Origin of the sequence: Pseudomonas sp. PKS (genome assembly GCF_051913525.1) — a bacterium.
GTDB classification, from domain to species: Bacteria; Pseudomonadota; Gammaproteobacteria; order Pseudomonadales; family Pseudomonadaceae; genus Aquipseudomonas; species Aquipseudomonas guariconensis_D.
The window spans coordinates 120,406-132,810 of record NZ_JBEGDO010000004.1 but is presented as its reverse complement, the minus strand read 5'-3'; the positions used below and the strand labels follow the sequence as shown (position 1 = coordinate 132,810).

Sequence of the window (12,405 nt, the reverse complement as noted above, 5' to 3'; positions counted from 1 at the left end):
GTTATCGGCGGGGCCTGGTGAAAGCATGAGGGGGGGTGAGAAATCTTACCTGCGGCTCTGGCGAGGCCAGGCGACTCGGCCTAGGATACGCGGCATGTAAAAACGGAGTGCTTTCATGCGTAGTTCATTCGTTGCCAGCCTGATCGGCGCCAGTATCCTGCTGTCTGGTTGCCAGGCAGTGAATACCACCAGCGGTGGTGCCGTGGGCGTTGATCGCCAGCAGTATATGTTCAGCATGCTCTCGACCGACCAGGTCAACCAGATGTATGCCCAGTCGTATCAACAGACGCTCAGCGAGGCCTCAAGCAAGGGGGAGCTGGACAAGAGCAGTGCCAAGGCCAAGCGTATCCAGGCAATCGCTAGCCGCCTGATCGCCCAGGCGCCCAAGTTCCGGCCGGACGCCGCGCAGTGGAACTGGGAGGTCAACTTGATCGACAGCGACGAGCTCAACGCCAACTGTGGCCCGGGCGGCAAGATCATTTTCTATACCGGCCTGATGGACAAGCTGCAGCTCACCGACGCCGAGATCGCCGCCGTACTGGGTCATGAAATCGCCCACGCCCTGCGCGAGCACGGCCGTGAGGCCATGTCCAAGGCCTATGGCGTGGAGATGGCGCGCCAAGGCGCCGGTGCTCTGTTCGGCCTGGGTCAGGGCGGCATGGCCCTGGCGGACACCGTGGTGAACTACGCCATGACCCTGCCCAACAGCCGCGCCAACGAGAACGAAGCCGACCTGATCGGCCTGGAGCTGGCGGCGCGTGCCGGCTACGACCCGAATGCCGCGATCACCTTGTGGAACAAGATGAGCAAGGCCTCCGAAGGCGCACCGCCTGAGTTCATGAGCACCCACCCGGCCTCGAGCAGCCGTATTGCCTCGCTGCAGGCGGCGATTCCGAAGGTGATGCCGCTGTATCAGGCGGCCAAGAAGTAAGCTTCGAGCTGCAAGTTTCATGCTGCAAGGAAAGCGTGGCTCGCTTCTCTTGCAGCTTGCCGTTTGCCGCTTTCAGCCTACCCAGCCGCTGGCTTTCATCGCCGAGTACACGGCGACGATGGCCAGCACGAAGAATGCAGCCGCTGCCAGGCGTCGAATCAGCGTCAGCGGCAGCTTCTCGGCGGCGAAGTTGCCCGCCAATACCACCGGTACGTTGGCAATCAGCATGCCCAGGGTGGTCCCGAGGATGACCATGATCAGGTGTGGGTACTGGGCCGCGAGCATGACCGTAGCAACCTGAGTCTTGTCGCCGATTTCAGCCAGGAAGAATGCGATCAGCGTGGTGACGAACGGGCCGAAGCGACGTGCGGCGCTGTTTTCGTCGTCGTCCATCTTGTCCGGAACCAGGGTCCACAGGGCTGTTGCGGCGAAGCTTGCGGCGAGGATCCAGTGCAGCACCGTCTCGCTGAAGAAACTGCTGACCCAGGCGCCAACAGCGCCGGCGGCGGCATGGTTGGCGAGGGTGGCGGCGATGATGCCGGCGATGATTGGCCAGGGCTTGCGAAAGCGAGCGGCGAGGATGAGTGCGAGTAGTTGCGTCTTGTCGCCGATTTCAGCGAGGGCAACGATAGCAGTGGGGACGAGCAGGGATTCCAGCATCAGGTTTCCTACGGGGGCGGGTCGACACGGCTATGACACGTACGACCTCCCCGCCCCGGGTAAGGTGTGCGTGTCATAGGTCTTGTCAAACCCTGGATCTACCTGTGCAGATCGTGGGTCGCACGCGCCATGGCCTGTGGGCCAAGTGTGTTGACGCGTGCCGGGCGAGCAGGGCGCTCGCGGGAGACTACTCCCCTAGGACGGTGCGGATTCTGCCTTCGAGAATGTGTTTCGGCAAGCCCTGTTTTATCCGCGTGTGGCTTGGTAGATACGAAAACCGTCCGCTTCGGCGCAGACCCGGCAGTTGCCCAGGGCACCTTCAATCAACGGCTGGTAGCGCAGGAAACTGTTGGCGACCAGCCGCATTTCGCCACCTGTTTGCAGGTGATCGCCGGATTTTTTCAGCAGGTTTTCCGAAGCTTGGTAGTTGGTATGCACGCCGGTGTGGAAGGGCGGGTTGCTCAGAATCACGTTCAATCCGGTGGGGGCGGCATCGATGCCGTCGCCACTGATCACGTCGCCTTCCAGACCATTGGCCGCCAAGGTCAGCCGACTGCTCGCCACGGCGAAGGCATCCACGTCGAGCAAGGTGACGCGACTCTGTGGATAACGGCGCTTGATGGTCGCGCCCAGTACGCCTGCGCCGCAGCCGAAGTCCAGCACGTGACCGGCTGGCAGGTTGTCCAGGTGTTGGAGCAGCAGGGCAGTGCCGCGGTCCAGGCGGCCATGGCTGAACACGCCTGGCAGGCTCACGACCTGCAGCGGGCCGTCGTCCAGGGGCAGTTCGAAACGTTCGGCCAGGCTCTCCAGGGGTTTGGCCTGCGGAGCATGGTCCACCGTCACCTGCCACAGCTGGCAGTGACGTGCGCTGTCGAGCTTGCGCGGCTTGCCGAAGGCTTGCAGTTGCTTGGCCGCGCCCTCGATGCCGCCGCGCTTCTCGCCCACCAGGTACAACTCACGGCCTGCGAGGCGCGAAGCCAGGGCATTGAGCAGATAGGCGGCAAGCTCCCGCGACTTGGGTAGAAACAGTACGGCGGCCTCGAAGGCCACTTCGGGCACGTTCACCCCATAGTGGCTGCGGCCGCTGAAACGGCTGTCGAGCAGGGCCTGGTCGCCGGCGTGCCAGGACCAGCCGCTGGCCTGCGGCAGTTGGCCGAGCAGGTCGTCGGCGGGCAGCCCGGCGAGCAGCAGCGGGCCTTGGAACAGTTCGGCCTGGCGGAGCAACACTTCACTGCGCGGGTCCATGGACGACGTCTCCTGAAAAAGCGCGCAGTGTACCAGAGCCCCTTGCCGATTCAGCTGACCACTCGCCGTGGCTGGCCGGCGAAGAAGGCCTGGGCGTTCTCGCTCAACTGGCCGACGATGCGCTGGCGCGACTCCACCGCGCCCCAGGCGCTGTGCGGGGTGACGATCAGACGCGGGATGTCCGGGGCCAGCAAAGGATTGCCATCGACCGGGGGTTCGACGCTCAGCACGTCGGTGGCCGCGCCCCCGAGGTGGCCGCTGCGCAGGGCGTCGGCCAGGGCCTGTTCATCGATCAGGCCGCCTCGAGCGGTATTGACCACCAGGGCGCCGGGCTTGAGCTGCGCCAGTTCGCGCGCGCCGATCATGTGACGGGTGTGCTCGTTGAGCGGGCAGTGCAGGGTCAGCGCATCGACCTGAGGCAGCAGTTCATCCAGTGGCAGGCGTTCGGCGCGGGCCGGGCGACCGGGGATCTGCCCGCTGAGCACGCGCATGCCGAACGCCTCGGCCAGCCGCGCCACCGCGCCGCCGAGCTCACCGTGACCGAGCAGACCGAGGGTCTTGCCTTCCAGTTCGACAATAGGGAAGTCCAGCAGGCAGAACTGGCTGGCCGTGGCCCAGCGGCCTTCGGCGACCGCCTGGCGGTAGTCGCAAAGGCGCGTGGCCAAGGCCAGCAACAAGGCCAGGGTGTGTTGGGCGACCGATGGGGTGCCATAACCCTGGCAGTTGCACACGGTGATGCCCTGGGCGCGGGCGGCGGCCAAGTCGACGTTGTTGGTGCCGGTGGCGGCGACCAGGATCAGCTTGAGCTGTGGATTGGCCGCCATGGCCGCGGCGTCGATCATCACTTTGTTGCTGATCACCGCCGTGGCACCTTGCAGGCGCTCGGCGACCTGCTCCGGCTGGGTTGAGGCGAACAGCTGCAGGTTGTCGAAGGGGCGCTGCAAAGGCGAGAGATCGAGGTCACCCAGGTCAAGGGACTGGTGATCGAGGAAGACGGCGCGACGCGGGCTAGGCATGAGGGGCTCCGGGCTGGGGTTCGGGCGGTGACAGATCAGGTCAGCCGTTGCGCAACAGCGCAGCCCACCAAGCTGAAGGCGGGCTGGCAAAGTGTCAAGCGTGGGGGAAGAGGCCACTCATACCTTTATCCCGTCGAATCATTCCTTCGGCTGATTTGACCAAAGTGTCACCGTTCTAGAGTAGATATCAGACTTCTCCGGCCAGCATTGCAGATAAGGGATACCTATGTTGCAGACGCGTATCATCAAGCCCGCCGAGGGCGCCTATACCTTCCCGCTGTTGATCAAGCGTCTGCTGATGTCGGGCAGCCGCTACGAAAAGACTCGTGAGATCGTCTACCGCGACCAGTTGCGCCTGACCTACCCGCAACTGGTCGAGCGCATCGCGCGTCTGGCCAACGTGTTGACCGAGGCCGGGGTCAAGGCCGGTGACACCGTGGCGGTGATGGACTGGGACAGCCACCGCTATCTGGAGTGCATGTTCGCCATCCCGATGATCGGCGCGGTGGTGCATACGATCAACGTGCGCCTGTCGCCGGAGCAGATTCTCTACACCATGAACCACGCCGAGGATCGCGTGGTGCTGGTCAACAGCGACTTCGTCGGTCTTTACCAGGCCATCGCCGGCCAGTTGACCACGGTGGACAAAACCGTGCTGCTGACCGATGGGCCAGACAAACAGGCTGATCTGCCCAATCTGGTCGGCGAGTACGAGCAACTGCTCGCCGCGGCCAGTCCACATTATGACTTCCCCGATTTCGACGAAAATTCGGTGGCCACCACCTTCTACACCACAGGCACCACCGGCAATCCCAAGGGGGTGTATTTCACGCATCGCCAGTTGGTGCTGCACACCCTCGCCGAGGCGTCGGTCACCGGCAGCATCGACAGCGTGCGCCTGCTGGGCAGCAACGATGTGTACATGCCCATCACCCCGATGTTCCACGTGCATGCCTGGGGCATTCCCTACGCGGCCACCATGCTCGGCATGAAGCAGGTCTATCCTGGGCGCTACGAGCCGGAAATGCTGGTGAAGCTTTGGCGTGAGGAAAAGGTCACCTTCTCCCACTGCGTGCCGACCATCCTGCAGATGCTGCTCAATTGCCCGTCTGCCCAAGGCGAGGATTTTGGCGGCTGGAAGATCATCATCGGCGGCAGCGCGCTCAACAGGGCGCTCTATGAGGCGGCCCTGGCTCGGGGCATCCAGCTGACCGCAGCCTACGGAATGTCGGAAACCTGTCCGCTGATTTCCTGCGCTCACCTCAACGACGAATTGCAGGCCGGCAGCGAGGACGAGCGCATTTCCTACCGCATCAAGGCGGGCGTGCCGGTACCGTTGGTGGAGGCGGCGATTGTCGATGGTGACGGCAACTTCCTCCCGGCCGATGGCGAGACCCAGGGCGAACTGGTATTGCGCGCCCCCTGGCTGACCCAGGGGTACTTCAAGGAAGCCGAGAAGAGCGAGGAGCTTTGGGCGGGCGGCTGGCTGCATACCGGCGATGTCGCCACCCTCGACGGCATGGGCTACATCGACATCCGCGACCGCATCAAGGACGTGATCAAGACCGGTGGCGAGTGGATCTCCTCCCTTGACCTCGAGGACCTGATCAGTCGCCACCCGGCGGTGCGCGAAGTGGCGGTGGTCGGTGTCGCCGATCCGCAGTGGGGCGAGCGGCCATTCGCCTTGCTGGTGGTCCGCGAAGGGCAGGCCATCGATGCCCGGACGCTCAAGGATCACCTCAAGCCGTTCGTCGAGCAGGGGCACATCAACAAGTGGGCGATCCCTAGCCAGATCGCGATTGTTACTGAAGTTCCCAAGACCAGTGTCGGCAAGCTCGACAAGAAGCGTATCCGCCAGGACATCGTCCAGTGGCAGGCCAGCAACAGTGCGTTTCTGTCGACCTTGTAACCCTCCCGCGGGTCGCGCTCGTCCGTGCGCGACCCGCATGCCAGAGCGGCTGGCGCTTGTAAAACGCTGGAATTACGCCATGCTTGCGCGCGCCCTGCAGGCCATCGTCAGCCCAGGACACACAAATCACACTTTAGAGGGATCAAGCACCCGGACCTGCTGGCTATAGTCGGGGCCAGGTGATTTTCAGGAATGGGGCAAGGCACTGCGCGCAAGTCGCAGCGCCGTGGGCGCAAGCCTGCACACCGGTCGCACGGGCCGTTTCTGAAAGGACTCACTGCCATAACAATAAAGTACATGGAGTAGCGTCGATGACATCTGCAAACCTGTTCTGGCGCCGGGCGAAGCTGCCCTTGGCCGTCAGCCTCGCTTCCACGCTCGCAAGCCCTGCATTCGGTGTCAGTTTCAACATCGGGGAAATCGAAGGCCAGTTCGATTCGTCGCTCTCCGTCGGGGCCAGCTGGTCAACAGCCAATCCGAACCAAAACCTGATCGGGGCCAACAATGGTGGCAAGGGCTTGTCCCAGACATCCGATGATGGCCACTTGAACTTCAAGAAGGGTGAAACCTTCTCGAAGATCTTCAAGGGCATTCATGACCTGGAATTGAAGTACGGCGACACTGGCGTGTTCGTCCGGGGCAAGTACTGGTATGACTTCGAACTCAAGGACGAGCACCGCGAGTTCAAGGACATCAGCGACTCCAATCGCAAGGAAGGCGCCAAGTCCTCGGGCGCTGAACTGCTCGACGCCTTCGTCTACCACAACTACTCCATCGGCGATCAGCCAGGCTCCGTGCGCCTGGGCAAGCAGGTAGTCAGCTGGGGTGAAAGCACCTTCATCGGCGGCGGCATCAACGCGATCAACCCGATCGACGTGTCTGCCTTCCGCCGCCCTGGCGCCGAGATCAAGGAAGGCCTGATCCCGGTCAACATGTTCTATATCTCCCAGAGCCTGACCGACAACCTGTCCGCCGAGGCCTTCTACCAGATCGAATGGGACCAGACGGTCGTCGACAACTGCGGCACCTTCTTCTCCCAGGCCGACATCATCGCCGATGGCTGTAGCGACAACCTGCGCGTGCTGGCCAGCAGCCGGGCGATTCCCACCGCTGTGCCGTTGCTCAATGCCCAGGGTGTAGACATCAATGAAGAGGGCGTTCTGGTGCGCCGAGGGCCTGACCGCGATGCGCGGGACAGTGGACAGTTCGGTGTCGCGTTCCGCTACATGTTCGAGCCACTGGACACCGAATTCGGTGCCTACTTCATGAACTACCATAGCCGTGCGCCGATCTTCAGTGCCACCGGTGCTTCGCAGTCGGCATACAACCGCGCCCGTGGCTTGCTCGGGGGGCCATTCGCAGGCTTGGCGCCACTGATCGTCGCGGGCAACTCGCAGTACTTTGTCGAGTATCCCGAAGACATCCGTCTGTACGGCTTGAGTTTCTCCACAACCCTACCGACCGGTACGGCCTGGAGCGGCGAGTTGAGCTACCGCCCCAACGCCCCGGTGCAACTGAATACCACGGACATCCTGTTCGCTGGCGTGGGGCCGCTCGGTGTTCCTCCATACAGCAACGCATCGGTGCTCCAGGGCGCACCCGATCAGGATCTGCACGGCTACCGGCGTAAGGAAATCACCCAGTTCCAGACCACTCTGACGCACTTCTTCGACCAAGTGATGGGCGCCAGCCGCCTTACGGTCGTGGGTGAAGTCGGTGTGACCCATATTGGTGGCCTGGAAAGCGCGAACAAGGCGCGCTATGGACGCGATCCGGTGTTTGGTCCGGGTCCGCTGCCGGATTCGGGGCCGTTCAACACCTGCCAACTGCTCAATGGCAGCACCCTTGGCAATTCGGGGCTGAACTCTTCGACCGCCAACCTCAACCGCAAATGCGAGAACGATGGCTATGCGACCACGACCTCCTGGGGTTACCGCGCTCGCGCCATCTGGGACTACAACGATGTCTTCGCCGGGGTGAACCTGCGGCCGAACGTGGCCTGGTCCCATGACGTCTCGGGCTATTCGCCAGGCCCTGGCGCGAACTTCGAAGAAGGTCGCAAGGCCATCAGCTTGGGCCTGGACGCCGAGTACCAGAACACCTACACGGCGAGCCTTTCGTACACCAACTTCTTCGATGGCAAGTACAGCACCGTGGATGACCGCGACTTCGTGGCGCTGAGCTTTGGCGTGAACTTCTAAGCACACTGATCCAGGACGACAACAATGAACAAGACCAGAAGTCTGCTCAAAGCCGGTGTATTGGGGCTGTCCCTGCTGGCCACCAGCGTGATGGCCGCGGTGTCCGCCGACGAGGCTGCCAAGCTGGGCACCAGCCTGACCCCGATGGGTGCAGAGAAGGCCGGCAATGCCGATGGCTCCATCGGCCCGTGGGAGCCGCTGTCCAAGACCGCGGGCAGCGCCGATGCCAAGGGCTTTTTGTCCGACCCTTATGCCAGCGACAAGCCGCTCTACACCATCACCGCGCAGAACGTCGACCAGTACAAGGACAAGCTGTCCCCAGGCCAGGTGGCGATGTTCAAACGCTACCCGGACACCTACAAGATCCCGGTGTACAAGACCCACCGCGGCGCGACCGTGCCTGATGAAGTGTTCGCCGCCATCAAGGAAAACGCCACCAAGACCACCCTGGTCGAAGGCGGCAACGGCCTGAACAACTTCCGCACCGCCATTCCGTTCCCGATCCCCAAGAGCGGGCTGGAGGTGATCTGGAACCACATCACCCGCTACCGCGGCGGTAGCGTGACCCGCCTGGTCACCCAGGCCACGCCCCAGCAGAACGGCTCCTACAGCCTGGTGTACTTCCAGGACCAGTTCGTCTTCCGTGACCGGATGAAGGACTACGACCCGAACAACCCGGGCAACATCCTGTTCTACTTCAAGCAGAAGGTCACCGCCCCGGCGCGTCTGGCGGGCACTGTGCTGTTGGTCCACGAGACCCTCGACCAGGTCAAGGAGCCGCGCAAGGCGTGGATCTACAACGCCGGCCAGCGTCGCGTGCGCCAGGCCCCGCAGGTGTCCTACGATGGACCGGGCACCGCTGCGGACGGGCTGCGCACCTCCGACAACCTGGACATGTACAACGGTGCACCGGACCGCTACGACTGGAAGCTCGAAGGCAAGAAGGAGCTGTACATCGCGTCCAACAGCTACAAGCTCGACTCGCCTAGCCTCAAGTACGCCGACATCCTCAAACCGGGGCACATCAACCAGGACCTGGCCCGCTACGAGCTGCGCCGTGTGTGGCATGTGGTCGCGACCTTGAAGCCTGGCCAGCGGCACATCTACGCCAAGCGTGACTTCTATATCGACGAGGACACCTGGCAGGCCGCGGTGATCGACCAGTACGACGGCCGTGGCCAGCTGTGGCGCGTATCGGAGGCCCATGCCCAGGATTACTACAACGTGCAGGTGCCTTGGTACACCCTGGAGACCATCTACGACCTGCAGTCGGGCCGTTACCTGGCACTGGGCATGAAGAACGAGGAAAAGCGCGCCTATGACTTCGGCTTCAGTGCCAGCAAGAGCGACTTCCAGCCGGCGGCGCTGCGCCAGGACGGCGTGCGTTGAGGTCTGATTTCGCCTGACACCCCTGGGGCCGCTCCGCGGCCCCAGGCTTCGCCAGCCCCTACAGCGCTCCACCTCGTTTCCAGGGTCGACAGCCGGTAGGTGCTGGCCAAGCCCGCGAGGGCTGCAAATCACCCCCCAAGATTTGAACACCCTCCTTGCCATTCACGCATCCAATGCCTGTTCATTCCCGCCATCGGCCTTGTTTCTTTTTGTTGTAGTCTTTTTCTTGCTAACCGCAGCCATCATCTTCAAATGCGCGGCGTTACCGGCTAGTCTCGCAACCATCCATACCCGCCGTAGTCCTCCACCCAGAACGAGCCGGCCATGACAGACCTGTCCCGTACGCATGGATTTGCCAGTCAGGCTTTCGGCTTGTTGGACGGGCGTTTCTTCCGGCCACCCCTGCCTGACGGCCATGTACCCAGATCGCGGCTGTGCCAGCGCCTGCAGTTGGGGCTCGATGGACGTCTGTTGCTGGTCAATGCCCCGGCGGGCTTCGGTAAAAGCTCCCTGGCTATCGAGTTCTGTCAGGCCTTGCCCGTTCACTGGCGCAGCCTGTGGCTTGGCCTCAGCCAGCGCGATGCTGATCCCGGCCGCTTCCTCGAACGCCTGCTCGAAGGCCTCCAGCAGTTCTGTCCGGCCCTGGGTGGCCAGGCCATGGGGCTGCTGAAGATGCGTCAGCGTCACCAACCGTTCGCCTTCGAACAGTGGCTCGATGGCCTGCTCGACGAGCTCGCGCTCTACCTGCAGCCGGATTCTCCCTTGTTGTTGGTGCTGGACGACTACCACCTGGCCCAGGGGCCTGTGTTGGACCGTTGCCTGCAGTTCTTCCTCAATCATTTGCCCAACGGCCTGGTCCTGCTGGTCACCAGCCGCCAGCGACCGGACTGGCACCTGGCGCGATTGCGCCTGTCGCGCCAACTGGTCGAGCTCAATGAGCAGGACCTGCGCCTGACGCCCGACGAAGCCTTGGCGGTGATCGGCCGCCAACCCACGGGGCTGCGCGGGCAGGCGCTGGACAACCTGATCCAGCGCAGCGACGGCTGGGTCGCCGGGCTGCGTTTCTGGCAACTGGCGGCCAGCGAGTCCGGCGAGGACAACGCCTTGCCCCAGGCCTTGCACGGCGGCGAAGGGCTGATTCGCGACTACTTGCTCGAAGAGGTCATCGAGATCCTGCCGGCCCATGTGCAGGCGTTTCTCTACGACACCGCCTGTCAGGAGCGCTTCTGCGCTGAGCTGTGCGATGCGCTGCGGGACCGCGAGGACAGCGCCGGCATCTTGAAGTACCTGCAGGCCCACCAGGTGTTCCTGGTGCCGTTGGACGAACATGGCCGCTGGTTCCGCTATCACCATTTGTTCTCCGACCTGTTGCGCAGCCGTCAGGCCAGCCAGCCGTTAGGCGCCCTGCACCTGCGGGCGTGCCGCTGGTTCCAGGCCCAAGGCTTGCTCGACGAGGCCGTGGAACAGGCCTTGCGCGCGGGGCATCTGGACGTGGCCGCCGACCTGGTGCAGAGCCTGTCTGAAGAGCAACTGCTGGCCGAGCAGAATGTCGGCATGCTGCTGCGCTGGAAGATGGACCTGCCCGACAGCCTCCTGATCAGCACCCCGCGCCTGATCGTGCTGTACAGCTGGGCCTTGGGCCTGGCGTGCCAGCTTGATGCGGCCGAGGAACTGGCGGCGCACCTGAGCCGTTTTCTGCCAGCCCCTTCGGCCACTGCACAGAAATCCATGCTCGCCCAGTGGCTGGCATTGAGCGGGGTGATCGCCCGGGGGCGGGGGGATCGTCAACGCACCCTGGCCTACTGTGGCGAGGCGCTGCGCAGCCTGCCCTACAAGCGCTATGGCCAGCGCCTGGTCTGCCTGTCGACGCTGTCCAACCTGGCGATCGCCGATGGCGATTTCTGGCGGGCCCGAGGCTGGAACCGAGAAGCCCTGGAACTGGCGCAGCGCGTCGGCAATCCCTTGTTCGAGGCCCTGGCCCATTACGATCGGGCGCGTGTACTGCACGCCCGGGGCGAGGTGCTGCGTGCCCTGGATGAGGTGCGCCAAGGCCTGCAGCGTCTGCAAGGGCTGTCGGCGCAACGCTTGTATGCCGTACGCGCCCGGCTGACCTTGTATGAGGGGTATCTGCTGGTCTCGCGCCTGCAGCCCGCCCAGGGCCGGGCGCGGCTGCGTGCCGGGCTCAGCGAGGCGCGGGCGTGCCGCGATATCAGCGTGCTGATCGGCCACTGCGTGATCGCCTCGCTCGACGGTCGGGAGGGCCGGTTCGCCGAGGCCTTCGCCGAACTGGCCGAGGCCGAGCGGCTGATGCACATCTGGGATGTGCCGCCGATCTTCTACCTGGCCATGATCACCCTGGTGAAGTGCGAGCTGTGGCTGGCCCAGGGGCGTACCGACCTTGCCGGGTCCTGGCTGTTGCGTCTGGGCCAGACCTATGGCGGCGAGCGACCGGCGGCGGCGCCGGAGTTCCACCCCTTGCTGGCGCTGCACATCGAGTTGCAGCAGTCGCTGCTTGAGCCCGTGCTGGCGCGGCCCCTGGAGGCGATGGAGCGTCTGCGCGCGCTGGTGGAGCGTGGTCAGGGCAGTGGCGGCATGATGCAGGTGGTCAATGCCTTGTGCCAATGGATGGCGCTGTTGCTGGCCGAGGGGCAGGAGCAGGAGGCGGCGGCCATGCTGCCTCAAGCCCTCGAGGCTGCCCGGGGCGGCGTGCTGCAACCCTTCCAGCGACTGCTCGAGCAGCAGCCCCAATGGCTGCGTGAGCAACTGGCCATGCGCCCGGCCTGCCAAGTCCAGGCTGAATTGCTCGCCCGCCTGCCTCGCCCTGCTGCGGTCCCGGAAAACGTCGAGGCGCTCAGTGCACGTGAGCTGGCGGTGCTCGAGTTGATCGCCCAGGGCTGTTCGAACCAGCAGATCAGTGAGCGGCTGTTCATTTCCCTGCATACCGTCAAGACCCACGCCAGTCATATCAACAGCAAGCTTGGCGTGGAGCGTCGCACACAGGCCGTGGCCAAGGCCAAGAGCCTGGGGCTGCTTGCTTGATCGTTGATCGAATTG

Annotated in this window: 8 protein-coding genes and 1 riboswitch; of the genes, 5 read left to right on the top strand and 3 right to left on the bottom strand. The window is 63.8% G+C overall.

What is annotated here, in order from left to right:
• The first annotated feature begins 115 nt into the window (after positions 1 to 115).
• Positions 116 to 931 (top strand): M48 family metallopeptidase, encoded by an 816-nt coding sequence (locus ABOA88_RS06215; RefSeq protein WP_043213812.1) that lies wholly within the window; start codon positions 116 to 118, stop codon positions 929 to 931.
• 72 nt (positions 932 to 1,003) lie between these two features.
• Here ABOA88_RS06215 and ABOA88_RS06210 read toward each other — a convergent pair whose 3' ends face one another.
• The 3 genes from ABOA88_RS06210 to ABOA88_RS06200 form a co-directional block, all read right to left on the bottom strand.
• A complete protein-coding gene (locus tag ABOA88_RS06210) occupies positions 1,004 to 1,588 on the bottom strand; it encodes a TMEM165/GDT1 family protein (RefSeq protein WP_177343710.1) in 585 nt (194 codons plus the stop codon).
• A 90-nt stretch (positions 1,589 to 1,678) separates the two neighbouring features.
• A riboswitch (yybP-ykoY riboswitch) is annotated at positions 1,679 to 1,799 on the bottom strand.
• 38 nt (positions 1,800 to 1,837) lie between these two features.
• On the bottom strand, positions 1,838 to 2,836 hold the full coding sequence (locus ABOA88_RS06205; RefSeq protein ID WP_196169710.1) for a class I SAM-dependent methyltransferase: 999 nt from the start codon (positions 2,834 to 2,836) through the stop codon (positions 1,838 to 1,840).
• Positions 2,837 to 2,886: 50 nt separating this feature from the next.
• On the bottom strand, positions 2,887 to 3,852 hold the full coding sequence (locus ABOA88_RS06200; RefSeq protein ID WP_196169709.1) for a 2-hydroxyacid dehydrogenase: 966 nt from the start codon (positions 3,850 to 3,852) through the stop codon (positions 2,887 to 2,889).
• A gap of 226 nt (positions 3,853 to 4,078) precedes the next feature.
• Between ABOA88_RS06200 and ABOA88_RS06195 the strand changes: the two genes are divergently transcribed.
• The 4 genes from ABOA88_RS06195 (at position 4,079) to ABOA88_RS06180 (ending at position 12,390) form a co-directional block, all read left to right on the top strand.
• On the top strand, positions 4,079 to 5,761 hold the full coding sequence (locus tag ABOA88_RS06195) for a fatty acid--CoA ligase (RefSeq protein WP_196169708.1): 1,683 nt from the start codon (positions 4,079 to 4,081) through the stop codon (positions 5,759 to 5,761).
• A gap of 311 nt (positions 5,762 to 6,072) precedes the next feature.
• Positions 6,073 to 7,962 carry a DUF1302 domain-containing protein gene (locus tag ABOA88_RS06190; RefSeq protein WP_196169707.1) on the top strand — a complete coding sequence of 630 codons (1,890 nt, stop codon included), beginning with the start codon at positions 6,073 to 6,075 and terminating at the stop codon, positions 7,960 to 7,962.
• Positions 7,963 to 7,986: 24 nt separating this feature from the next.
• Positions 7,987 to 9,351, top strand: a complete 1,365-nt coding sequence (locus ABOA88_RS06185; RefSeq protein WP_367851364.1) for a DUF1329 domain-containing protein — start codon at positions 7,987 to 7,989, stop codon at positions 9,349 to 9,351.
• A gap of 324 nt (positions 9,352 to 9,675) precedes the next feature.
• The gene (locus ABOA88_RS06180) at positions 9,676 to 12,390 is read left to right on the top strand and encodes a LuxR C-terminal-related transcriptional regulator (RefSeq protein ID WP_367851365.1); all 2,715 of its coding nucleotides are present in this window, start codon (positions 9,676 to 9,678) and stop codon (positions 12,388 to 12,390) included.
• The last annotated feature ends 15 nt before the right edge of the window (positions 12,391 to 12,405 follow it).